The sequence below is a fragment of the Streptomyces sp. NPDC001351 genome, assembly GCF_042896045.1.
Taxonomy (GTDB): domain Bacteria; phylum Actinomycetota; class Actinomycetes; order Streptomycetales; family Streptomycetaceae; genus Streptomyces.
The window spans coordinates 936,639-959,118 of record NZ_JBIAWS010000003.1 but is presented as its reverse complement, the minus strand read 5'-3'; the positions used below and the strand labels follow the sequence as shown (position 1 = coordinate 959,118).

Sequence of the window (22,480 nt, the reverse complement as noted above, 5' to 3'; positions counted from 1 at the left end):
GTTGGATGCCGATCGACCCGTACATCCTGCTGCTCCTCGGGACGGTGGGCCTCGCGGCGCTTCTCCCGGCGCGCGGGGTGGGGGCCGATGTCGCCTCGGGAGCCTCCACGGCCGCGATCGCCTTCCTCTTCTTCCTGTACGGCGCCCGGCTCTCCACCCGTGAGGCGCTGGACGGACTCAAGCACTGGAGGCTGCACGGCACGGTCCTGGCCTGCACATTCGTGATCTTCCCGCTGCTGGGCCTGGCCGCCCGCGGTCTCGTCCCCGTCTTTCTGACCCATCCGCTCTACCAGGGGCTGCTCTTCCTCACGCTCGTCCCGTCGACCATCCAGTCCTCGATCGCCTTCACGTCGATCGCCCGGGGGAACGTTCCGGCGGCGATCTGCGCGGGCTCCTTCTCCTCCCTCGTCGGCATCGTGATCACCCCGCTTCTCGCGGCGGTCCTGCTGGGCAGCAGCGCCGGAGGGTTCTCGGCCGACTCGCTCGTCCAGATCGTGCTGCAGCTGCTGGTGCCGTTCCTCGCCGGGCAGCTGCTGCGCCCCTGGATCGGAGGCTTTGTCGCCCGGCACAAGAAGGTGCTCGGGCTCGTCGACCGCGGCTCGATCCTGCTGGTCGTCTACACCGCGTTCAGCGAGGGCATGGTCCGGGGCATCTGGCACCAGGTGAGCCCGCTCAGGCTGGGCGGCCTGCTGGTCGTGGAGGCCGTCCTGCTCGCCGTGATGCTCGCCCTGACCTGGTACGGCGCCAAGGCGCTGCGCTTCGATCGCGAGGACCGCATCGCCATCCAGTTCGCCGGCTCCAAGAAGTCCCTCGCCTCGGGACTGCCCATGGCCAGCGTCCTGTTCGGCGCCCACGCCTCACTGGCCGTGCTGCCGCTGATGCTCTTCCACCAGATGCAGCTGATGGTCTGCGCGGTGCTCGCCAAGCGCCGCGCGCACGACCCCGAGGCGGAAGCCGCCGAGGTCACTGCGACCGCGTCACCCGCAGCGTCACGAACCGCGGTCGGTACAGGGCCACGTTCGCGTTGATGCTCGCCGAGGCGCCGCTCGTCTCCAGCCAGTTGACGTCGTAGCTCAGCACCAGCCGCCCGTCGCCGCTCAGCTCGGGATGCCCCTGCGGGTTGTACGCGGCGACGCCCGCCGTCGGCAGCGACGGGCTGAAGCTCCTCGTCGGGCCGTGCCACGGCCCGGCGGGGGAGCACGCCCAGTACGAGGTCACGGTGGTCAGCCCCGCCGTCCCCGCCGCCATCGTGAACAGCACATACGTCCCGTCCACCCGCACCACCGAGAACGCGCTGCCCACCTTCGCCCCGCTCACCGGCCGCGGCCCGAGGCCCCACCCCGAGCCGTCCCAGTACCGCCAGGCGGCCGCGTCCCCGAGCCGCCCCTGAGGCACCCGCGCCACATACGCCGACGAGGCCGGCCGGGAGGCGGCCTGCCCGTCGTCGCCGCCGAAGACGTACGTCCAACCGCCCTTCTCCACCAGCGTCGTACCGAACAGGATCCGACGCGACGGATCGGGCACCAGGCTCTGGTCGAGCACCTTCACCACCGACTCGACCCGCAGATCCGGCAGGGAGAGCGTGGCGACCTCGGTCGCGGTGGGCACCCCGTAGATCCACGGCGACTGCCCGGCCGCCCGTACCCACAGCAGCACCCGGACGACCCTCTCCAAGGAGCCGGGGGAGCGTGGCTCGACCCGGGCGGCGACCGGCCAGCGCCACTGGTTCTGGGCGGGATCGGGGAAGAGCGGGGCGGGAAGCGTGCTCTCCAGGCGGCCCCTGCCGTCCATCACCACGGCCGAGTTGCGCACCAGCGGGGCCGTAGTGTCCCGCCAGGCGTACGACTCGCCGACCGGGTTGGGCGGGCGGTGCACCTGCCCGAGATAGGTGTCCGAGAACAGCCACAGCACGCGCCCGTCCGGCAGCCGTACGGAGTGCGTGCCGTCGCCGCCGGTCCAGTCGTCGGTACGGGTCGCGTCGTCGCCGTACCGCGCGAACTCACGCGTGAGACGGTCGTCGGCCGACCACGAGGAGACCGTGTGCGGTGTACACGCGCCGCCCTCCCGGCGGCCGTGCTCCGGGAGGGCGGTGAGCAGCACGGCCCCGAGAACCAGGGCCAGCAGCAGGCCGAGGCCGGTTCCCGTCCGCTGTCGTGCTCGTACGTCGTCGGGCACCCACGGGACGTTAGTGGCTGTTGCTCACCTGGTCCATGGGCAGCCACAGCACCGTGTCCTTCATGGCGGGGGCAGGGGCGGCGAGTTCCTCGTCGCTCAGCGCCCGGTCCCACACGTGGACCTCGTCGATCGCACCGGAGAAGAAGGCCCGGCTGTCCATGCGCTGCCCGATGTGCACACCGAACGGCGAGTTCCGGCTGACCGAACCGGGCACGTCGGCGGTACTGAGCTGCGTACCGTCGACGAACAGCGTCAGCCGGCCTCCGCCGCGCCGCAGCGCCAGATGGTGCCACTGCCCGTCGTTGTACGCCCCGTTCGTGCGGACGGACGCCGACTGCGGGGCCGCCGCGCCGTTGCGTACCGTGATCAGACCCTGGATGCGGTTGCTCGCGGGCTCGCCGCGCAGCCAGACCTGGGGCTGTGTGGTGCCGATCCCGCCCATCCACAGCAGCGGCTGCTCACCGCTCGTGGCCGTGTATCGAAACCACAGCGAGGCCGTGAAGTCCTTTGTCCTGAGCGGCAGTTCGTCCCGATACGGCAGGCGTACGGCGTCGTCGACACCGTCGAACTCCAGCGCCCCGCCGAACACGCCGTCCGTCTCCCGGGCGCCCCCGAGCACGGCCGCCGGCGGTTCGTGCCGGGCGAGGTCGACGGTGGTCGGGTCCGGACCGCGGCGCGGCTGCAGCCAGTCCTCCGTGAAGCGGGCGAAGCGGATCTCGTCACGGGCGTCGACCGCGCCGCCCTCGTACATCAGCCCCACCGTGGCGCCGTCGACCCGCACCAGGTCGGAGTAGCCCGACCAGTCCGTGGTGACGACCGCGCCCCGGTCCACGCTGTCCCAGGTGCGTCCGCCGTCGTACGAGGAGCGGATCATCATGGTCCGGCGGCGGTCGGGGTCGCCGGGGCAGGCGAGCAGGATGCGGTCGCCCAGGCGCAGCATCGAGCCCTGCACCTGCGGCGTGTAGAAGCCGGGCAGGTCGCGGAACGGGGCGGTGAAGCTGTCTCCGCCGTCCCGGCTGACCGTCTGGGTGCGGTGGCCGAGGTCGGTGCCGTCCTGCTCACGGCCGCTGACCAGGACCGAGCCGTCGGCGCGCTCGGTGAGCGTGAGCTCGGAGGGCTTCTGCCGGAACGTGCCGTCGTCGGCGATCGGCCAGGAGTCGGTGGCGCCGATCCGCCAGTGGTCGCCGCCGTCGTCGCTGACGATCAGCGCCGCGTGGTTGGCGGTGACGCGGTTGCCGTTCCATGTCTCGGTGTTGACGCCGAAGACCAGCCGCCCGGCATGCCTGCCACGGGTGAGCTGGATGCCGTGCACGGGACCGGTGGCGTACCAGGAGTTCCAGTCGGCCGGGAGGATCTCGTCGCTCAGATCGCGCGGCTGCGACCAGGTCTGCCCGTCGTCGTCGCTGTACTGCAGATGCGGGGAGCGGTCGCACGGCACCTGGCAACTGGAGCCGTCCGCACGGCCCGTGTTGTACGTCTCGGCCAGCAGGACGCGGCCCGTGGCGCGGTCCACGACCGGTGCCGGGTTGCCGTGCGTGTCGCCGCCGCCGTGGGTGACGACCTGGAGCGGGCCCCAGGTGCGACCGCCGTCCATGGAGCGTTTGAGGACGATGTCGATGTCGCCGGCGTCCCCGCAGTTGCGGACGCGGCCCTCGGCGAACGCCAGCAGCGTGCCGTCGGCGGACTTCACGACCGCCGGTATGCGGAAGCAGGCGTAGCCGGGGTCCTGGGAGGCCTTGAAGATGACCTGCTGCTCGAACTCGGCGTTCGCGCTGCGGGGTTGGGCCTGCGCGGGATGCGGCGACACGGCCAGTGCTGCGGTGACGGCGACTGCTGCGATCACGGTTCTCAGACGGGCGCGAAGACGTGACGGCATGGTGCGAACCTGCCCTTCAGAGGTCTCGACATCTGGACATCCCACGTCCAATGTCCGTACTTCAGAGGCTAGTTGGGGCCTCCGGAGCCTCACAAGAACCGTGCGGCCACTCGCCGGGCTCGCGGATTTCAGGGACGCAGAACCACCTTGCCCAGATTGCTCCGCGACTCGATCGCCGCATGCGCCTTCGCCGCGTCCTCCAGCGCGAACTCCCCGTGCACGGCGGGCTTCAGCGCGCCCGCCCCGAACAGTTGCCACAGCTCCTGGCGCCAGCTCTCGTACAACTCCGGCTTGCCGCGGGCGATCCGCGCCATCTGGAAGCCGATCACGGACTTGGCGCCGACGAGCAGGTCGTACGCCTGGATCGTCCCGCCGCCCGAGCTGTACGCCACCAGCCGTCCGCCCGGAGCGAGGGCGGCGACGGCCGGGGCGAGCAGGTCGCCGCCGACGGCATCCAAGGCGTAGTCGACGGGATCTCCCCAGCTGTCGTCGCCGTACGCGATGACGTCGTCCGCGCCGAGGGAGCGCACGAAGTCCGCCTTCCCGGCATCGGAGACGGCACCCACCACCTGGGCCGCGCCCCGCACCCTCGCCAGCTGCACGGCGAGGTGGCCGACTCCGCTGGCTGCGGCCGTGACCAGCGCTGTCTCGCCGGGCTCGGGGTGCGCGGCGGTCAGGGCGCCGAGGGCGACCAGGCCGCTGCGGACGAGGGCGACCGCGTCGACCGCCGAGGCGCCGTCCGGTACGGGGGAGGCCATGGCCTCGTGCAGGGGCGCGAAATCGGCGTAACCGTGCCCGAAGCACAGCCCCGTCACGCGGTCACCGGCGCGGAACCGGGTGACTCCGTCGCCGACGGCCACGACCTCTCCCGCGATCTCACCGCCCAGCGGGATCGGCTCGGCGGCCTCGGTGACCTTGCGGACGACGGGGAGCGTGACGCCGACGGCCTCGCAACGGACGAGGAGTTCACCGGGGCCGGGCTCGGGGACCGGGGCTTCCTCCAGAAGCAAAGGGCCGCCGGTGGACTCGTAGCGGACGCGGCGCATCACACCTCCAGGGATCGTCGGGACTCCCGACGGATTCATTGGGAGCCCCAACGATAGGTCGAACTTCATTGGGAAGTCCAATGACTTTTCGCTAGGCTGTCCGCATGTCCGAAGCACCCCTCGCCGCGATCCGCTCCCTCCCCAGCTGGCTGCTCGGCCGTGCCGCCGCGCGCGGCCGGGCCCTGGTGGCCGAGGCGCTGGCTGCGGAGGGGCTGAAGATGTGGCACCACGTGGTCCTCTCCGCCGTGCGCGACCTCGGCCCCGTCGCCCAGGCCGATCTCGGGCGCGGCGTGCAGCTCGACCCGAAGGACCTGGTCGGCGTCCTCAACGACCTCCAGTCCGCCGGCCTCGTCGTACGCGAACCGGACCCCAAGGACCGTCGCAAGAACGCGGTGTCGCTCACCGGGGACGGTGCGCGGCTGCTCAAGCGCTGCGAGCGGGCGGCGCGCGCGGCCAACGACGAGCTGCTCGCGCCGCTCTCCGCGGCCGAACGCGACCGGTTCATGAACCTGTTGATCCGGATTTCCGGTACGGAGAGCTGACGGCGGATAACGTTCCGTCATGGCCGTATCTCTCGCCCTCGATCCCGCGCGCAGCGCCCTCGTCCTCGTCGATCTGATGGACCGGATCGTCGCGCTGCCCCTGGAGCCCCGCAAGGGCACCGAAGTCCTGTCCGCCGCCGAGGAGTTGGCGACCGCGTTCCGCTCGGCGGGCGCGACCGTCGTCCTCGTCCGGGTCGAACGACCCGGCGTCGCCGAACAGCCCCCCGGAAGCGGTCTGGTGGCCGGTCTGGCCCAGGACGGCGACCTGGAGGTCGTGAAGCGGACCATCGGCGGCTTCCAGGGCACGGGACTGGACGACCTGCTGCGTGACCGGGGCGTGGGCACGCTCGTCTTCGGCGGTATCGCCACCAACCTCGGGGTCGAGTCCACCGCCCGCGCCGCCGGGGACCTCGGCTACGACCTGGTCTTCGTCGAGGACGCCATGGCCGCGCTCACGGCCGCCGAGCATGAGGCGTCGGTGCGGCTGGACTTTCCGCGGCTGGGGAAGGTCGTGAGCGTGCACGAGGTGACCTTCACGATCGCTTGAACGAGCCGCGTCGGGTCCCATGAACCCCGCTCTCACCAGGCGTTTCCCGGTGTCACGCACGTCCGGGCGCGGCGCCGGTCGCGGCTGTCGAAAGCGTCGACACCCAGGACGGCAATCTGGTGAGATGGCAACTCTGGGGTATCGACGTGGGGGGACGCAGCGATGCCGCAAGCCTTCGGGGCCCTGCTGGGACTGCAGCAAGCAGTTCCTCCCATGCCCCGCTCGCCGTTGATCTCCGAGGCCCGCGAACTGTCCGCCCTGCAGCGCGCATTGGGCCTGAGGCACGCCGCGGATGCGCTCTTCCCCACCGGCCGGGTCCGCTTCCGGGTTCTCGACGGGTTGCATGTGCTTCGTGGGGTCCACTGGTCGCGGGTCGACCACCTCGCCCTGGCCCAGGCGCGCGACGGCTGGCGCGGCCGTACGGACGCCGAGGCCGCGACGGTCGACCTGCTGTTCACCCACTACGCGAGCATCCTCGACTCGCACCCTCTGGCCCTGCGCCGGGTCGTCCTCTACGAACTCCTCCAGCTTCTGCGGACCGGATCGCACGCGCCCACCGCCGACGAAGTGACGTCGCTGGGCGTGGACACCTGGGAGGCCGAGGCGCTGGCCCACGCCGCCGCGCACGAGCCGCACCCGACCGTCGATCGTCGGGAAGCTGCGGAGGAGATCGTCGACGCCTGGCGGGCTGGGCGGATCCACCGGGCCTTCGACTGCGCGGTCCGGCTGGGCGAACCGGGCCGGGACGCCGGCCTGAGTCGGCTCGTCCTCGACATCGCGGACCAGGACCGCAGGCTCGACGAACTGCTCGCCCGCGCCGCCGAACTGGAGGACGCCGGGGACCCGGACGGAGCCGCCGCGCTCTACCTGGAGGCCGCTCGGGCCGCGGTGGACGACGCCACGGCCGTGGAGGGTTTGCTGCGCACCGCGGCCGACCCGGATCCTGCCCGGCGCCCGACCGCCGTGCCGGTCGGCGGCGGAGTCCGCGTCCAGTGGCTAGGCGACGGACCCCATCGGGTGCTGAGGCGCCGAGGCGCGGGGGGACCGTGGATGCTGCTGGCCGCCCGTGCGCCGGGCCCCGCCTTCACCGACGCGGACGTCACCCCGGGCGAGACCGTCCAGTACGTGGTGCTGCCCGTCCAAGGCCACGAACTCGACGGGCCCGCGCTGCTGGGCGCGCCGGTGCGGTACGCGCCCGAGGTCGAGAACGTCCGCGTCCAGGAGGCCCGGGACCGGGTGAGCGTGATGTGGCGTACCCCGCCGGCCGCGCTCGCCGTACAGGTCGAACGGCTCGAAGCCCATGGCGGCTCCTTCCGGGTGGCGGTGGACGGGAACGGCTTCGACGACAGACCGGTGCCGCCCGGTGAGCATCGCTATCTGATCCGCTGCCGCTACTCGCTGCCCGACGGCGGCGAAACCCTCTCCGACGGGGTGGTGGCCCGGGCCGCCGTGCCGCGGTGGCCCGCCCCCGTCACCCGGCTGTTCGTCACGACCGGCCCGCGCCCGGGCCGTATCGCCGTCGGCTGGGACGGCGCCGAGGGATCCCAAGTGCGGCTCTACGACAAGCCGTTGCCCGCAGCCGGACTCGATCTGCCGGTCCGTGAGCTGCCCGACCCGATGGAGTGGGAGACGACGGCACTGCCCCACGGCGTCGAGCTGCTGCCGCCGCGGCGCGGCATGCGCTTCCGGCTGACCGCCGTCAGTGTGATCGAGGAGCGGGCCACCACCGGAGCGTCGGTCGTGGTCGAACTGACCGCACCCGTCCGGAACTTCAGGGTCCGGCGCGTCGCCGCCGAACTGGTGCGGGTCACCTTCGAGTGGCCCGAGCGCGCCGACCGGGTGGACTTGAGCTGGACCCAGTCGGGAGCCCAGGCCCGCCGGATCATCACCAGAGCCGCCTACCGGCGCGGCGCCCTGGAGTTCGCCGTGGCCACGGCTCCCGCCGACTTCCACATCGAGCCCGTGCCGCCCGACGCCGACGTGGTGATCGCGGCGGCCCCCGCGGGCTTCCGCCTCCCGGCCGACCTCGCCGTCAGCTACGACGTACGCAAGCCCAGCTGGTGGAGCGGGGCCAAGCGTCGGATCACCGTCCGCGCCGACTGCGCCCCGGCCGACGTCCGCGATGTGGTCCTGCCCGATGTCGTGCTCGTCGCCCGGCCCGGCGTCGGACCGCTGGGGTCGGACCCGCCCCGCCCCCAGTCCCTGCGGGACGGGGTGACTCTGCTGCACCTGTCGGGTTCCGAGCTGGGCATCGGCCGACTCGTGTCGCGTGACGTCGAGGTCACGCTCGGCGGTGCCGGGCCGCCGTACGCCCTGCGGGTCTTTCTGCTCGGTCCCGGTGCCGAGTCCGTGCGGCTGATCGAGCCGCCGTGGGAGCGACTGGTGGTGCGCTGACATGACCGACGTCATCTGCCCGTACTGCTTCGCCCGGGCCGCGGCCTCGGCACTGCCCTACCGGTGTCTGTCCCGTGGCGGCGGCAGCGTCAGCCGGGCCTGCGATCCCGTGCGCGACGAGGTCTGGGAGGCGTTCAAGGGGCCCGCGATCGGCGCGCAGGCCGCGGTGCGCGGGCCGCTCTTCCACCCGCGGCGGGGGCTGCGCCCCCGGGGCGGGCGCGTCCCCTGTCCGCAGTGCGCCGTCCCCACTCCCACCCGGGTCTGCAAGGAATGCCACAGCGACTTCCCGAGCGACTACTGCGACCAGGAGAGCAGGATCATTGCGCTGGTCGGGGCTGTCTCCGTCGGCAAGAGCACCTGCGTCACCGTCCTGATGCACGAGCTGCGCCACCGGGTGGGCCACGCCTTCCGGGCCGCCGTCGCCGCCATGGGCGGCGACACCCAGACTCGCGACCGGGACCTGGAGCGCGACCTCTACGACCTGGGCCTGATGCCGGACCCCACCACCACGGCGGCGCGCGCCCTCAACGACCCGCTGCTATACCGGCTGAGCCTGCCCGGCGGCCGCCGCGGCACCGGCACCCGGCACACCGCGCTCGTCTTCTTCGACGCGGCCGGCGAGGATCTGAGCGGCATCGAGGCGATGAACCGCTACACCGGATATCTGGCCGCGGCCGACGGCATCATCCTTCTCGTCGACCCCCTGCAGCTCCCGACCGTGCGTGAGGAGTTGTCGGCGAGCGGCCCGCTGCTGCCGTTCGAGCCCGCCCCGCAGCAGCGGATCGCGGCCGACGTCGCCACCCAGTTGCGCAGCCACGGGCGGCGCGGCTCCGGCGGCCGGCTGCACACCCCGCTGGCAGTCGCGCTGACCAAGACGGACATGGTCCGCCCGCTGCTTCCGGCCCACTCGCCGCTGCACGCCAACGCTCGCCACGACGACGGAGTACTGCACGAGAGCGACCGGCTGGCCGTCCACGAAGAGGTGCGCTCGCTGCTGATCGGCTGGGACGGCGGCGAACTCTGCCGCCGCCTCGACCGGGACTTCTCCCGCGTGTCCTACTTCGGCTTCTCGGCGCTCGGGGCGCCGCCCCCGGCCGGCGCCCCGGACAAGGCACCTCCGGGCGGCCCCCAACCCGTCCGTATCGAGGACCCCCTGCTGTGGCTCCTCGCCGAGCAGGGCCTGCTGCCCGTCCGCAGGACGAACCGACGAACCAGGGGAGTCGCCGAGTGAGCCTCGCCCATCTCCACTACACCTCCGCGCCACCCGGCCCCGACGGTTCCGGCTTCCGCTTCACCGCCGTGGGCGACACTGTCCCGCGCCGGCTGCTCGGCGAGATCGAGCAGATCATCGGCTACGAGGCTCCCCGCACCGCTCCGCGCCGCCCAACCGACGAGGAACTGGCCGCCTTTCCCCCTGCGTTCACCCACACCCGGCTGACCGACGGCAGTCGGCTGGTGTGCCGCAGCGTGTACACCGGGGCCGACCACAGCGGCCGCTACGGCAACTTCCACGCCCACGCCGTGTGGCTCCCGGACGGCGGAGCGCTGCCCGGCGGCATGCTGCCCGTCGCCCTGTGGGGATCCCCGGGCTGGCGGACCCGCACCCCGCACGACGGCGAGCCCGAGGAACTGCTCCCGGGCGGATTGATCGAGATCGCCGGGCTAGCAGAGTTCGCCCGCTCCCGTGCCCAGCGGCTGCCCGCGTTCCTGGCCGATGTGCGGGAACTGCTGTGCCGGGCCGAGCCGCCCCAGATGATCGTCGTGGAACGCGACGCGTACGCCGCCGTCCAGTGGATCGCACTGGCCAGTGCCGTCGTGCCGCACGCCTTGGCGCAGCGGCTCACCTTCACGTCGTACACCCGCCGCCCCGACCGGGCCCGGCAGCATCTGGTGGGTGTGCTCCCGGACGCCGACTTCGACCTCGCGGGCGCGACCCGCGACCCGCGCTTCAGGGTCCACGACTGTACGGGCGGCGCCTCGACCCCCGCCCGCCCCGATCCCTGGGCAGACCTCGCCGCCCGGGTCTGGCTGGCCGGCCGGCCCGATCTGTTCGAGGCTGCCGGGACGCTGCCCGGGGACGGCGAGGACCGGGCCTTCGATGCCAGGCGGCTCGCCGCGGCCGCCGCCGCGCAAGGCGTCCCGCTCGACTCGGCCGGGCGGACGGCGGCCGCCGACTGGGCGGCAGGGCATGGTGCAGGTCAGCAAGTCCCGTTCCTGGAGGGGCTGTTCAGTACGGTCGCTGCGGGGCGCGACCCACGGACGCCCGGGGAGTGGCAGGCCCTGACCCGGTTGGCCGCCCGGTTCCCCGGCCTCGCCGGCACTCCGGCCGCCGAAGGGCTCCGGGGCGACCTGCGAGCTACCCTCACGGCCTGCGACGAGAGCGACTTCGAGCGGTTCCTCGGGCTGCTCGTCCTGGCCGACACCTTGGGCGTGGACACCCTGGCCGCCCGTCCCGCCCTGGTCCGCGCCGCGGTGGGTGCACTGCTCGCAGGGGCGCGGCTGGCCGGCCTCGGGGACGTGCTGGCCGACCGGCCGGAGCTCTCCCAGGCCGTCGTCGAGGCGGCCGAGCAGGCCGCGGCCCGCGGTGACGATCCCGCACGGCTCGCCACCGCACTGCTCGCAGTCGTCCCCGCGGCGGACCTCACCGACTGCCCGTACCTGCGCATGGGCGACCTGGCCCGCAAACCGGGCGGCGGGGACCGGCTGCGCACCTTCCACGCACTGGTCGCCGCTGCGGGCGACGAGCACCTCGGCGACGGAGCGGTGCTGCGCACCGCGCACCGGCTGGCCTGGCCGGATGGCGCCCCGACCACCATCGAGGCCGGACACCTCGCGGTCGAACTGGCCCCGGTGTGGCTGACGTCCTCCGGCATCGCGGCCCACCTCGTCTCCGCCGCGCTCGACGCACCCGCCCAGGACCCCGCAGCCCCCCGGCTCGCCGCCGACCTGCTGTGGCACCTCCCGCAGGACCTCGGGCCCCGGGAACGCGCCGCGCTCAACGTGCTCGTCCTGGCCGGACGGATCGCCGACGGCACGGCGGAGCCCGGATTCACCGCCACCGCCCTCGCCCACTGCCGGGCCGCCCGGCCGCTGGAACCGGCTGTCGCCGAGCGTATCGCCGACACCGTCGCCGAGGCCCTGCTCTCTCGGCAGCCCCCGCCGGGCGAACTGGACCGGCTTCTCGCCTCGGGGAACGAGACCCTGCTCGACGGCTATCTGCGGGTGGGGCGCTCCGACGCCGTGCGCGACCGGCTGCGGGTGTCGCCCGCCTACACCGCGGCCTGCTTCGTGGCATGGACCGGCGGCGCCGGACTCAACCCCGCCTGGGAGCGGACCCGTACGGCGCTCCTTGCGGAGGTGCTGCGTCCAGCGGTCCGCGCCAAGACACCGCAGGACCTCGCCGAGACCACCCGCGAGGTGGAGCGGGCGGCCCCGGACCGTGTGCGCGTCTTCGAGGAGTGGCTGCCGCCGGGACGGTCCGGCCGTCGGGGCGGCCGGCTCTTCCGCCGGGGCTCGAAGTACCAGGGTCGTGGCCCGAAGTACCAGGAAGGAGACGGCAGTTGATCCTTCTCAAGTGGCTGCTCTGGGGCTACCTCGGCTACAGCGCCCTCGTCGCCGCCTTCGTCGTCCTGTGCACGGCACCCGCGGCGGCCTGGCGGTCTCTCAAGGCCATCGCCGCGTGCCTCGGACCGTGGCGGGCCAACGAGCCCGACCCGCGGCCGATCCTGCCGCCCGTGCCGGAGGAGTCCGCCCATCTGTCCTACTGGGCCGGGCAGTTGCGGACCGATGTGGTCAGGGCTGTCGGCGAGGGAGCCGCCCTGCTCGACACGCTGCTGTTCGGTGAGTGGCTGGGCAACGATGCGCTCAATCTCCTGCGCGGCCGGTGGCCGTCCCATCTGCGCGCCGGCAACCCGTTCAGCAGAGCCGGACTCACTCTGACCAGCCCGGGATTCGCCGTGGGAGCCCTGGCGGGCACGTTCGCCGCCGTGGCGTACCTGCTCGCCGTGCTGATCTGCTTCGCCGCACTGCTGGCCGTCATATGTGCCGGTCTCGGCGCGTGCGTGCTGACACTGCGCGGGCTGGAGCGGGCCCGGCTGCTCGTCCGCCGCGTACGGATGAAGTGCCCCTACCCCGGCTGCTACCGGCCGATCCCGCTCCCCGTCTACCGCTGCCCCGGCTGCCACGGGCGCCACCGCAACCTGCACCCGGGCCGGTTCGGGGTCTTCGTGCACGTGTGCGTCTGCGGCCGCCGCCTCAACGCCGCGTTTCCCGGTCGCCGACCACGCGAATCCGCCGAATGCCCGTACTGCGCCCGTGCGTTGCCGCCCTCCCTCGGCTCCGCACGGCTCGTGCACATCCCGATCGTCGGCGGCACCTCCTCCGGCAAGACCATGCTGATGGCCGCCATGCTGGCGGGGATCACTTCCTTCGAACGCGCCGGTTTGCTCACCGCCACCTGCGCCACCCTGGACGACCGGCGCCAACTCCAGCAACTGAAAAGCCAGTTGGACACTGGCGGCTGGGTGCTCGGCACCACCGCGGCCCAGCCCCGCGCCTACATGCTGGAGATCGGCTGCGGCCGGCGCCGCAGACTGCTCTACCTTTACGACCCGCACGGCGGCGTGTACGACGACGCGGACGCTGTACGCCGGCAGCAGTACCTCGCCCACGCCGACGCCGTCGTCCTCGTCGCGGACATCCTCGCCGTGCCCGGCGTGCGGCGCAGGATCGACGGAGCCGGCGCCCCGTACGCCGTCGAGGCCCGTCCCTCGCCCGAGAGCCCCAAGCAGACGTACGACCGGCTGGTGGGCGAGTTCACGGAGATGTCCCGTCGACGCGACCGCACCCCCGTCGCCGCGGTCGTGACCAAACGCGACGCGCTCGACCGGCTCCACCCCTCGATACCCCGGCCCTGCGACCCGCTCGACACCTGGCTGGCCGGGGTGGGACTCGGCGACCTCGTCCTGGGGCTCGGCCATGACTTCGGGAAGGTGCGCTACTGGGCCGTCAGCGCCCGAGCGGCCACCGGCGCGGGCGCCCTGGAGAGCGAGGGACGGCACGCCGCCGCGCCACTTCTGTGGCTGCTGGCAACCACCGGGCTGCCAGTGAAATCCCTGCTCACAGACGCCGGAGCAAAGCCATGACGGCTCGCGCCGAGAGGTCTACCGTGGGCATGCACAGGAGAAATCGGGGGAGCCGGCGATGAGTCTCGTACCGGATCACACGGCGCGCGGACGCCGCCTGGTGCTGGGCCTGTTCGTCGTGTCGGCGCTGGTGACCACCGGCACGCTCGTGCTGCTGACGGTGGGGTGGCCGGCGTAGGCCGAGGCGGCGAACCCGTCCACGGCGTCAGGGAGAGGACACGAGAGTGAGCGATATTCCCGGCGGCCCCATGGAGAGCCGTCCGGTCCATTTCATCTGGATCCTGGACGTGTCGTTCTCGATGAGCGGCGAGAAGATCGGCACCGTCAACTACGCGATCCGCGAGGCCATTCCGGAGATGCGCGCGGTGGCGCACGACCAGCCCTCCGCGCAGCTGATGGTGCGTGTCCTGACGTTCTCCGCGACACCCCGCTGGCACATAGCGACACCCGTCCCGGTGGAGCAGTTCACCTGGCAGGAGGTCGGTGTCGACGGCGGCACCAACTTCGGCGACGCCCTCAAGGCGGTCGCCCGCGAACTGGAGACGCCGCCCATGCCCCGGCGGGCCCTCAAGCCCGTGCTGGCGCTGGTGTCCGACGGGCAGCCGCTGGACGAGGACTGGCGCGAGGGACTCAAGGCCATCGACGCGACACCCTGGGGCCGCAAGGCGGTACGCGTCGCCATCGCCATCGGCGGCGATGCCGACCGCTCGGTCCTGCAGGAGTTCCTCGCCAACCCCGAGCTGCCGGTGCTCGACGCGAACAGCCCCAAACAGCTGGCCGCCGCCATCCGTTGGGCCTCTACCGCCGCCGTGAAGGCCGCCTCCCAGCCGGTCGTCTCGGGCGACTCCGGCAGCGGCGGCAAACAGCTCGCCCCCGCCTACGCGCCGCCCCAGCTCGATGACGACGATGACGACGACGTGTGGTGACCGTGCTGCGCGAGGAGAAGTACTGGGACGTGCTCTACCAGTCGGCGCAGGGCCCCGCCAAGCGGCGCAACCAGGACTCCAGCGCCGTCCGGGTCACCTCCGACGGCGACCTGGTGTTCGCGGTGGCCGACGGCCACGGCGCACCCGTGCATGCGCGCAGCCATGTCGGCTCCCGCCACGCGGTGGAGGTCTTCACCGCCAGCGGCATCGAATTCGCCGTACGGGCCCGGGCCGCCGCCGGGAGCGGCCCCGGAGGTTTCCGCCGGCTGTGGACCGACGCCCATGACCGCATGCCGCGCGAACTCGTCCTCAAATGGCGCCGCCAAGTTCTCGGCACCGACGGGGAGTCACTGGGCGAACAACCCCGTCTGTACGAATCGCTGCGCCCGTTCGGCACCACCCTGATCGGCGTCGTGCTCACCGACGGCCTGTTCGCCGCCTGGCAGTTGGGCGACGGGGACCTGGTGGTAGTCGACGACGACGGGTCCCTCACCCAGCCGCTGACCCCGGCCCGCCCCGAACTCGGCGACGACACCGAGTCGATGTGCAGCCGCCGCGCCTGGCAGCTGATGCGGGTGCACTGCGCGCTGCCGGGCGATCCGGGCCGGCTGCCCCGCCTGGTCGCCCTGTCCACCGACGGACTGTCCAACAGCTTCGCCGAGCGCGACGGCTTCGTGCGGTTCGTGAGGGACGTGGACCGGCGGATCACTGCCGAGGGCCCTGCGGCGGTCGACGAGGCCCTGCAGGGATGGCTGGCCCAGGCCGGCAGGTACTCGGGCGATGACACCACGGCGGTCGTCGCCCGCAACCGGCGAACACTGCCTCCGCACGGGGGACGCGAAGAGGAGGACTGATGTCCGGCATGCTGGCGACCGGTACCCGGCTCGAGACCGAGGACGGGGAGGAGATGGTGGTCTCCGGCCTGCTCGGCTCCGGCGGCCAGGGCGAGGTCTACCAGGTCAAGGGCACGATGGGGGAGAAGGCCCTCAAGTGGTATTACCCGGGCTGCGCCACCGCCGAGCAGTGGGACATCGTCCACAACCTCGTCGGCCGCGGCTTCACCGACGACCGGTTCCTGTGGCCGCAGGCCATGGTCACCGGGCCCCGCAGCGGCTTCGGCTACCTCATGGACATCCGCCCCGAACGCTTCCGCGGACTGCCCGACCTCTTCCGCCGGGAACTTGACACCTCCCCGCTGGCCCTGGTGACCGCGGGCCTGCACATGGTCGAGGCGTACCAGGCGCTGCACTCCAAAGGCATCGCCTACCGGGACATCTCCTACGGCAACCTCTTCTTCGACCCGGACAACGGAGACGTCCTGGTCTGCGACAACGACAACGCCGTCGGTGAGGGCGAGGTCACCGGCATCGCCGGCACGATGGAGTTCATGGCGCCGGAGCTGGTCCGCGGCGACCCTGGCGCGATGCCGGGCACCCAGACCGACCTGCACTCCCTCTCCGTCCTCCTGTTCATGCTGCTGACGAATCATCACCCGCTCAAGGGCCGCGCCGAGTTGGACATCAACTGCCTGGACGAGGCCGCCGAGCGACGGCTGTTCGGCAAGCGTCCGGTGTTCATCTTCGACCCAGAGAACGACGCCAACTGCCCCGACCCCGACGAACACCGTACAGTCCTGCTGACCTGGCCCACCATCCCGCCCGTGCTGCAGAAGCTCTTCGTGCAGAACTTCACCGACGGACTGCGCGACGCCTCGCACCGGGTCCGCGAGACCCAGTGGAGGCACGCGCTCAGCGAGGTCCGCGACACCATCGTGGTCTGCGCAGACTGCGGCAAGCAGAACCTGACGGAGCCGCGCGAGACAAAACCGGGGGTGTGCTGGCGTTGCCGGCACACGCTCATGCTGCCCCCGCGGCTCGTGGTCACCACCCGTATGCCCAAGGTGGAACGGCATCTGCGGCTGCGCCGGGCCGCCAAGGTGTACGCCCACCACCTCCAGGCCGAGCCCGACCGGCACCGCTACGGCCCGGACGGTCTCGTCGCCGAACTCGTCGAACACCCCCAGAAGCCCGGCAAGTACGGGCTGGCCAACCGGACCGCGACCACCTGGAGCACGCGCCGGAGCGACGGCACCGCCCAGCAGGTCGCGCCGGGCCAGACGGTGCCGCTGCGCGCGGGCCTGGAGGTCGACCTCGGCCTTGCCCAGGCGGTGGTGCGCGAGCACTGACCGCGGGTGCGGGGCGGCCTGCCGTGTCCGCCGGGAAGGCCCTACATCGGCAGCCCGACCGCCCGGCCGAGCGACAACACCAGGGCCAACACCCCGCTCCCGGCGGCCGAACCGGCCTGGATCGTCTCCAGCCAGCCGCGGATACGGCCCTGGTCGATCGGCCGGTTGTGCTCACCGGCGTGCACCAGCTCACGGTGGACCTGCTCGGCCTGCGGGGCCAACGCGGGCTGTACGGCGCGTAGTTGGCGGATCAGTTCGGCGGCGATGGCGACCGGAGTGGCGTCGCCGACGGGTGCCGCCTGGTACTGGTTGAACGTGTTGCCGTCACCGAAGTTGCCCGTCGCCGGGCCGTAGATGTTGTTCGTGGTCATCGCGACATCTCCCCATTAAACGGTCCTGACCCCCGGCTCAGGTGTGCGGCTTGGCCTGCTGCTGCGGCTGCGGGGGCTGCTGTCCCGGCCCCTGTCCGCCGCCCGCGGGACCTGCCTGCTGACCCGGCTGGTTGATGAAGAACTTTCCGTCGTCGCCGAAGTTGCCCCAGGTGGGACCGGCGAAGTTGTTCTGGTTGTTGATCACGGTCCGCACCTTGTCCAGGGCGGCCGTGTCCACGTTGTGAGCGCGCAGGAATTGCTCCGTGGCGATCATCACGGACTCATGGATGCGCTGGAAGGCGTCCGTGGCGTCCATCACCTCGTTGTAAGCCATGGTGACGCCCGACACCCGCTCGCGGAGACTGTCCAACGCCCCGTAGTCGTACACCACGTGGTACTTGGAGATGTCCCGCCGGTCCTTGTCCAGGGCCCGTGCGCGCCGCGCCTTCCGTACCCGGCGCTTTCGGATGCGGACGGGCGCGCGGGTCAGCAGGACACGCCAGTTCGCCAGCGTGATCCGCACCAGCCACCACCACTCCTCGAAGCCGCCGAGCGGCAGTGCGGCCACCCGGCTGAACTCCTCGTCCACGGGCGGCAGTACATAGGCGGCCACCTCCCAGGAGAGCCGGGTCTGCAGCAGCCTGGCCCGCAGATGCACGGACACCACATAGCGGCCGCCGCGGCCCACCATCTCCAGGCTCAGATACGTCGCCATGGCGGCTCCCGCCTGGTTCGCCCCGGCCTGCACGAGCTGTTTGTCGATGCGGGAGACAGGGGACTTCAGTGGGTCCGGCAGCAGTTTCGGACCGACCTTGCTCACATGCAGGCCGCGGATGTACAGGCGGTTCTGGGCCCGAAGCTCTGTCAGGCCGGTGATCGTCGTCATTTCCCGGGCCAGGAAGCCGTGCAGGTCCACCGCGTCGAACGGCTTGATCGTCTTCCCGGCGGCCGCCGTGCCGACGTCGATCGGCGCCCAGACGCTCTCCCGGATCTTGATGCCGCTGCCCACGAAGGGGTTGCGGGCCTCGACGCTCGCGTCGTACGGGACCACGTTCATCCGTCGCAGCGAGGTGAGCCGGGCCTCGGTGGCCTGGTCGAGAGGAGGCGCCTGGCTCAGGGGTTTGCCGGGGTCGCGGAAGACCGTGCGGGCCGCCACCCAGGCCGTGTGCTCGGTCCGGTGCACGACCCCCGCCGCCACGACGCCCGCACCCACCAGCACGGCACCGAGCGCCACCGCGGCGGACTGTTGCCCCTGAACCAGGGCGACGACGCCACCCGGCAGGGCGGCGACCATCGCCACCAGCAGCACCGTCAGCAGGCGATCCCGCCGTCTGCGCCGCAGCTGCGCCGCCGCCGCGTGCCGCACCAGCGCGACCAGATTGATCCCGAGGGGCAGCCCGACGGCTTTGAGACGGTCGCCGGTGAACTCGTCCAGCGCGTCCAGCGCGAAGTTCTCGTCGAGATGCGCGTGCGCACACAGCAGACGTGTGACGGCGTCCGTGTCGTACTGCGGCAGCTGTGGCAGCGGTCGTGGCGCCATGGGCCCTCCCCCGTGCGGGCCCTTCTCACAATAGGGACAGGGTGGCGTTCTGTCCCTGTTTCGGCCGTACTGGATTTCCGTACGTCGTTACGGCTCTACGGGAGGTCCGTACGGCCGGGCGGCACGGTTCCGGCCCGGCCGGCGCAGGGGGCGCTCCCCGCCGACCGGGCCCCGCCGCCGTGTCGCGGAGAGTCGGTCACCCCTGGGCGGCCGCGGTCCGCAGAGCGATGCGGTTCTCGCCCGCGTACACGTTCATGGAGCTGCCCCGCAGGAAGCCCACGAGGGTCAGGCCGGTCTCCGCCGCCAGGTCGACGGCGAGGGACGAGGGAGCCGAGACCGCGGCCAGGACCGGGATCCCGGCCATGACCGCCTTCTGCGCCAGCTCGAAGGAGGCGCGGCCCGAGACCAGCAGGATCGTGCGGGACAGCGGCAGGTCGCCGTTCTGCAGGGCGCGGCCCACCAGCTTGTCGACCGCGTTGTGCCGGCCCACGTCCTCCCGTATGTCCAGCAGCTCGCCGTCCTCGGTGAACAGGGCCGCCGCGTGCAGCCCCCCGGTCCGGTCGAAGACCCGCTGGGCGGCGCGCAGCCGGTCGGGGAGGCTCGCGAGCAGCTCGGGTCCGACGCGGACCGGGGGAGTGTCGGCGATCGGCCAGCGGGCCGTCGTACGGACCGCGTCGAGGCTCGCCTTGCCGCACAGCCCGCAGGACGAGGTCGTGTAGACGTTCCGTTCGAGGGTGATGTCGGGGATCTGCACACCCGGCGCGGTCCGCACGTCCACCACGTTGTACGTGTTCGAACCGTCGACCGTGGCCCCCGCGCAGTACACGATGTTCTGCAGATCGCCCTGCTCGGCGAGCACGCCCTCGCTGACGAGGAAGCCCGCGGCCAGCGCGAAGTCGTCGCCCGGGGTGCGCATGGTGATCGCGAGCGGCTTGCCGTTCAGCCTGATCTCCAGCGGTTCCTCGGCGACGAGCGTGTCCGGGCGGGACGAGACCGCCCCGTCGCGGATGCGGATCACCTTGCGTCGTTCCGTGACTCGTCCCATGTCGTGTCTCAGTCCCGGTTCTGTACGTGCTGGTAGCCGAAGCGGCCCTTGATGCAGAGGTTGCCGTGGGTCACCGGGTTGTCGTGCGGTGAGGTGACCTTCACGATGTCATTGTCCTGCACGTGCAGAGTGAGGTTGCAGCCCACTCCGCAGTACGCGCACACCGTCGTCGTCTGCGTCTGTGCCGATTCGTTCCAGGTACCCGCCGCGCGCATGTCGAACTCCGACTTGAACGACAGCGCCCCCGTCGGGCACACCTCGATGCAGTTCCCGCAGTACACGCACGCCGAGTCGGTGAGCGGGGCGTCGTGCTCGACGGCGATCCGGGCGTCGAAGCCGCGGCCGGAGACCGAGATCGCGAAGGTGTTCTGCCACTGGTCGCCGCAGGCGTCCACGCACTTGTAGCAGAGGATGCACTTGCCGTAGTCGCGCACATACAGTTCGTTGTCGACCTTGGGCTCCTCGCCCGGACGGGCCGCGTCCGGGCCGAAGCGGTCCGGCTTCGCCTCGTACTCCTTGATCCATTCGGCGACTTGTGGAGTCGTCGACAAGTCGACCGAGGAGGCGAGGAGTTCGAGGACGATCCTGCGGCTGTGGCGGGCCCGTTCCGTGTCGGTGCGGACCTCCATGCCGGGCTCGGCCGTGCGGGAGCAGGCCGGGACGAGGGTCCTGGATCCCTCCACCTCGACCACGCAGACGCGGCACGCGTTCTTGGGCCGCAGCGTGTCCCCCTGGCAGAGGGTCGGGATGTCCTTGCCCGCCGTCCGGCAGGCGTCGAGGATCGTCGAACCCTCGGGAGCGCGTACCGGCTCCCCGTCGATGGTGAACTCCAGCAGCCGGCGCGGTATCCCCAGCGGTGTCACGGTCATTCGTACGCCCCCAGACGGTCGATGGCGGATTCCACGGCGTTCCACGCGGTCTGCCCCAGGCCGCAGATGGAGGCGTCCCGCATGGCGCGGCCGACCTCCCTGAGCAGGGCGATGTCGTCGGCGGCCGCCGCGCCCGTGCGCTCGGCGATCCGGTGCAGCGCCTCCTCCTGGCGCACGGTCCCGACCCGGCAGGGCACGCACTGGCCGCACGACTCGTCGCGGAAGAACTCCGCGATGCGCAGCAGCAGCCGGGGCAGCGGCACCGTGTCGTCGAAGGCCATGACCACGCCTGAGCCGAGTGTCGTGCCCGCCTCGCGGGTGCCTTCGAAGGTGAGCGGGATGTCCAGTTCGTCCGGTCGTACGAAGCCGCCCGCCGCGCCGCCGAGGAGCACCGCCCGCAGACGGTCCCGCACCCCGGCCAGGGTGAGCAGGTCGCCGAGCGTCGCGCCGAACGGCAGCTCGTAGACGCCGGGCCGGTCCACGCTGCCGGAGACGCAGAACAGTTTCGGTCCGGTGGACCTCGCGGTGCCGGTCGCCGCGTAGGCCGGGGCGCCCATGGTCAGGATGTGCAGGACGTTGATCAGCGTCTCCACGTTGTTCTCGACCGTCGGTTTGCCGAACAGGCCCTTCTCCACCGGGAAGGGCGGCTTCGAGCGTGGTTCGCCGCGGTAGCCCTCGATGGAGTTGAACAGGGCCGTCTCCTCGCCGCAGATGTAGGCGCCCGCGCCGCGCCGGATCTCGATGTCGAAGGCGCAGCCCTGTCCGAGGACGTCCTCGCCGAGGAAGCCACGCGCGCGTGCCTGCGCGATCGCCTGCTCCAGGCGGCGCAGCGCCCGCGGGTACTCGCCGCGCAGGTAGAGGTAGCCCCGGTGGGCGCCGGTCGCGTATCCGGCGATCGTCATCGCCTCGACCAGCGCGTACGGGTCCCCTTCCATGACCACGCGGTCCTTGAAGGTGCCCGGCTCGGATTCGTCGGCGTTGCAGACGAGGTAGTGGGGGTGGTCGGGCTGGGACGCCGTGGCCTGCCATTTGCGGCCGGTGGGGAAGGCGGCGCCGCCGCGCCCGACCAGGCCGGAGTCGGTGACCTCGCGGATGACTCCGGCGGGGCCGAGCGCGAAGGCCCGGCGCAGGGCGGTGTAGCCGCCGTGGGCCCGGTAGTCGTCGAGACTTTCCGGGTCCACCACGCCGACCCGCCCCAGCAGGACAAGCCCGTCCTGTCCGGCCTGGGGCACCGCCATCGCCGCCGGCGGTTCCTCCGGCGCCGAGTCGGGTGCGCTCGCGGCGAGTACGGCCGCCTCGACCGTCGCCGGCGCCGACACGGCCGTGCGCACCGGGTCGCCCGCCTTGATCGCGAGGGCCGCCGGGGCCCGCTCGCACAGACCGAGGCAGGGGCTGCGCTCGACGCTCACCCCGCTGCCCTGGCCCAGCCGCGCCTCGATCCCCGCGCACAGCTCGGGTGCCCCGGCGGCGGCGCAGGCCAGGTCCGTGCACACGTGGAGCACGGTGGCGGGGCGGGGCCGTACCGAGAACATGGCGTAGAAGGTGGCGACGCCGTACGCCTCCGCGGGCGGTACGGTCAGCCGCCGGCACAGGTGGTCGAGGGCGCCCTCGCTGATCCAGCCGATCCGGTCGTTGATGGCGTGCAGCCCCGGCAACAGCAGATCGCGCCTCTCCCGGGCCTCGCGGCCGCCGCGGGCCCACCTCAGGTCGGCGTCGGAGCGGTCCGCGCCCTCCCAGGAGGACTCGGGAGGGCCCAACAGGGCGTCCACCGCGGCCCGTTCGTCGTCCGTCGGCTTGCTGTCGCCGAAGTGCAGATCCAC

At 72.2% G+C, this 22,480-nt stretch carries 18 protein-coding genes; 10 read left to right on the top strand and 8 right to left on the bottom strand.

Annotated elements, in window-relative coordinates; all coding sequences use genetic code 11:
- The first annotated feature begins 5 nt into the window (after positions 1-5).
- The gene (locus tag ACFY1U_RS14555) at positions 6-1,028 is read left to right on the top strand and encodes a bile acid:sodium symporter family protein (protein ID WP_390694533.1); all 1,023 of its coding nucleotides are present in this window, start codon (positions 6-8) and stop codon (positions 1,026-1,028) included.
- Here ACFY1U_RS14555 and ACFY1U_RS14550 read toward each other — a convergent pair.
- The 3 genes from ACFY1U_RS14550 to ACFY1U_RS14540 all read right to left on the bottom strand — a co-directional run bounded on the left by ACFY1U_RS14550 (position 964) and on the right by ACFY1U_RS14540 (position 5,097).
- Positions 964-2,175: a DUF4185 domain-containing protein gene (locus ACFY1U_RS14550; protein WP_390694450.1), complete on the bottom strand. Its 1,212-nt coding sequence runs from the start codon at positions 2,173-2,175 to the stop codon at positions 964-966. The genes ACFY1U_RS14555 and ACFY1U_RS14550 overlap by 65 nt on opposite strands.
- A 10-nt stretch (positions 2,176-2,185) precedes the next feature.
- Positions 2,186-4,051 carry an exo-alpha-sialidase gene (locus tag ACFY1U_RS14545; protein ID WP_390694449.1) on the bottom strand — a complete coding sequence of 622 codons (1,866 nt, stop codon included), beginning with the start codon at positions 4,049-4,051 and terminating at the stop codon, positions 2,186-2,188.
- A gap of 128 nt (positions 4,052-4,179) precedes the next feature.
- Positions 4,180-5,097 carry a zinc-binding alcohol dehydrogenase family protein gene (locus ACFY1U_RS14540; RefSeq protein WP_390694448.1) on the bottom strand — a complete coding sequence of 306 codons (918 nt, stop codon included), beginning with the start codon at positions 5,095-5,097 and terminating at the stop codon, positions 4,180-4,182.
- A gap of 104 nt (positions 5,098-5,201) precedes the next feature.
- Here ACFY1U_RS14540 and ACFY1U_RS14535 point away from each other — a divergent pair, with 104 nt between their 5' ends.
- The 9 genes from ACFY1U_RS14535 (at position 5,202) to ACFY1U_RS14495 (ending at position 16,835) form a co-directional block, all read left to right on the top strand.
- The gene (locus ACFY1U_RS14535) at positions 5,202-5,639 is read left to right on the top strand and encodes a MarR family winged helix-turn-helix transcriptional regulator (RefSeq protein ID WP_390694447.1); all 438 of its coding nucleotides are present in this window, start codon (positions 5,202-5,204) and stop codon (positions 5,637-5,639) included.
- 19 nt (positions 5,640-5,658) lie between these two features.
- Complete coding sequence (locus tag ACFY1U_RS14530) at positions 5,659-6,186, top strand: isochorismatase family protein (RefSeq protein ID WP_390694446.1); 528 nt, start codon at positions 5,659-5,661, stop codon at positions 6,184-6,186.
- Between the two features lie 213 nt (positions 6,187-6,399).
- On the top strand, positions 6,400-8,580 hold the full coding sequence (locus tag ACFY1U_RS14525; protein ID WP_390694445.1) for a hypothetical protein: 2,181 nt from the start codon (positions 6,400-6,402) through the stop codon (positions 8,578-8,580).
- A gap of 1 nt (position 8,581) precedes the next feature.
- Positions 8,582-9,811, top strand: coding sequence for a hypothetical protein (locus ACFY1U_RS14520; protein ID WP_390694444.1), 1,230 nt, complete (start codon positions 8,582-8,584; stop codon positions 9,809-9,811).
- Positions 9,808-12,144 carry a GTPase-associated protein 1-related protein gene (locus ACFY1U_RS14515; protein ID WP_390694443.1) on the top strand — a complete coding sequence of 779 codons (2,337 nt, stop codon included), beginning with the start codon at positions 9,808-9,810 and terminating at the stop codon, positions 12,142-12,144. The genes ACFY1U_RS14520 and ACFY1U_RS14515 overlap by 4 nt, the downstream gene beginning before the upstream one ends.
- Positions 12,141-13,724 (top strand): hypothetical protein, encoded by a 1,584-nt coding sequence (locus ACFY1U_RS14510; protein WP_390694442.1) that lies wholly within the window; start codon positions 12,141-12,143, stop codon positions 13,722-13,724. The genes ACFY1U_RS14515 and ACFY1U_RS14510 overlap by 4 nt, the downstream gene beginning before the upstream one ends.
- A gap of 248 nt (positions 13,725-13,972) precedes the next feature.
- Positions 13,973-14,650, top strand: a complete 678-nt coding sequence (locus ACFY1U_RS14505) for a VWA domain-containing protein (RefSeq protein WP_390694532.1) — start codon at positions 13,973-13,975, stop codon at positions 14,648-14,650.
- A complete protein-coding gene (locus ACFY1U_RS14500) occupies positions 14,644-15,504 on the top strand; it encodes a protein phosphatase 2C domain-containing protein (protein WP_390694441.1) in 861 nt (286 codons plus the stop codon). The genes ACFY1U_RS14505 and ACFY1U_RS14500 overlap by 7 nt, the downstream gene beginning before the upstream one ends.
- Entirely contained in the window at positions 15,504-16,835 is a 1,332-nt protein-coding gene (locus tag ACFY1U_RS14495; RefSeq protein ID WP_390694440.1) for a protein kinase, read from the top strand. The genes ACFY1U_RS14500 and ACFY1U_RS14495 overlap by 1 nt, the downstream gene beginning before the upstream one ends.
- Before the next feature lie 41 nt (positions 16,836-16,876).
- On the opposite strand, the gene ACFY1U_RS14490 is transcribed toward ACFY1U_RS14495, so the two are convergent.
- From ACFY1U_RS14490 to ACFY1U_RS14470, 5 genes are all read right to left on the bottom strand, one after another.
- On the bottom strand, positions 16,877-17,206 hold the full coding sequence (locus ACFY1U_RS14490; protein WP_390694439.1) for a hypothetical protein: 330 nt from the start codon (positions 17,204-17,206) through the stop codon (positions 16,877-16,879).
- Between the two features lie 37 nt (positions 17,207-17,243).
- Positions 17,244-18,746, bottom strand: coding sequence for a hypothetical protein (locus tag ACFY1U_RS14485; RefSeq protein WP_390694438.1), 1,503 nt, complete (start codon positions 18,744-18,746; stop codon positions 17,244-17,246).
- Positions 18,747-18,942: 196 nt separating this feature from the next.
- On the bottom strand, positions 18,943-19,791 hold the full coding sequence (gene fdhD / locus ACFY1U_RS14480) for a formate dehydrogenase accessory sulfurtransferase FdhD (protein ID WP_390694437.1): 849 nt from the start codon (positions 19,789-19,791) through the stop codon (positions 18,943-18,945).
- Positions 19,792-19,799: 8 nt separating this feature from the next.
- Complete coding sequence (locus ACFY1U_RS14475) at positions 19,800-20,660, bottom strand: 2Fe-2S iron-sulfur cluster-binding protein (RefSeq protein WP_390694436.1); 861 nt, start codon at positions 20,658-20,660, stop codon at positions 19,800-19,802.
- Positions 20,657-22,480 carry an NADH-ubiquinone oxidoreductase-F iron-sulfur binding region domain-containing protein gene (locus tag ACFY1U_RS14470; RefSeq protein WP_390694435.1) on the bottom strand — a complete coding sequence of 608 codons (1,824 nt, stop codon included), beginning with the start codon at positions 22,478-22,480 and terminating at the stop codon, positions 20,657-20,659. Before ACFY1U_RS14470 ends, ACFY1U_RS14475 begins: the two co-directional genes overlap by 4 nt.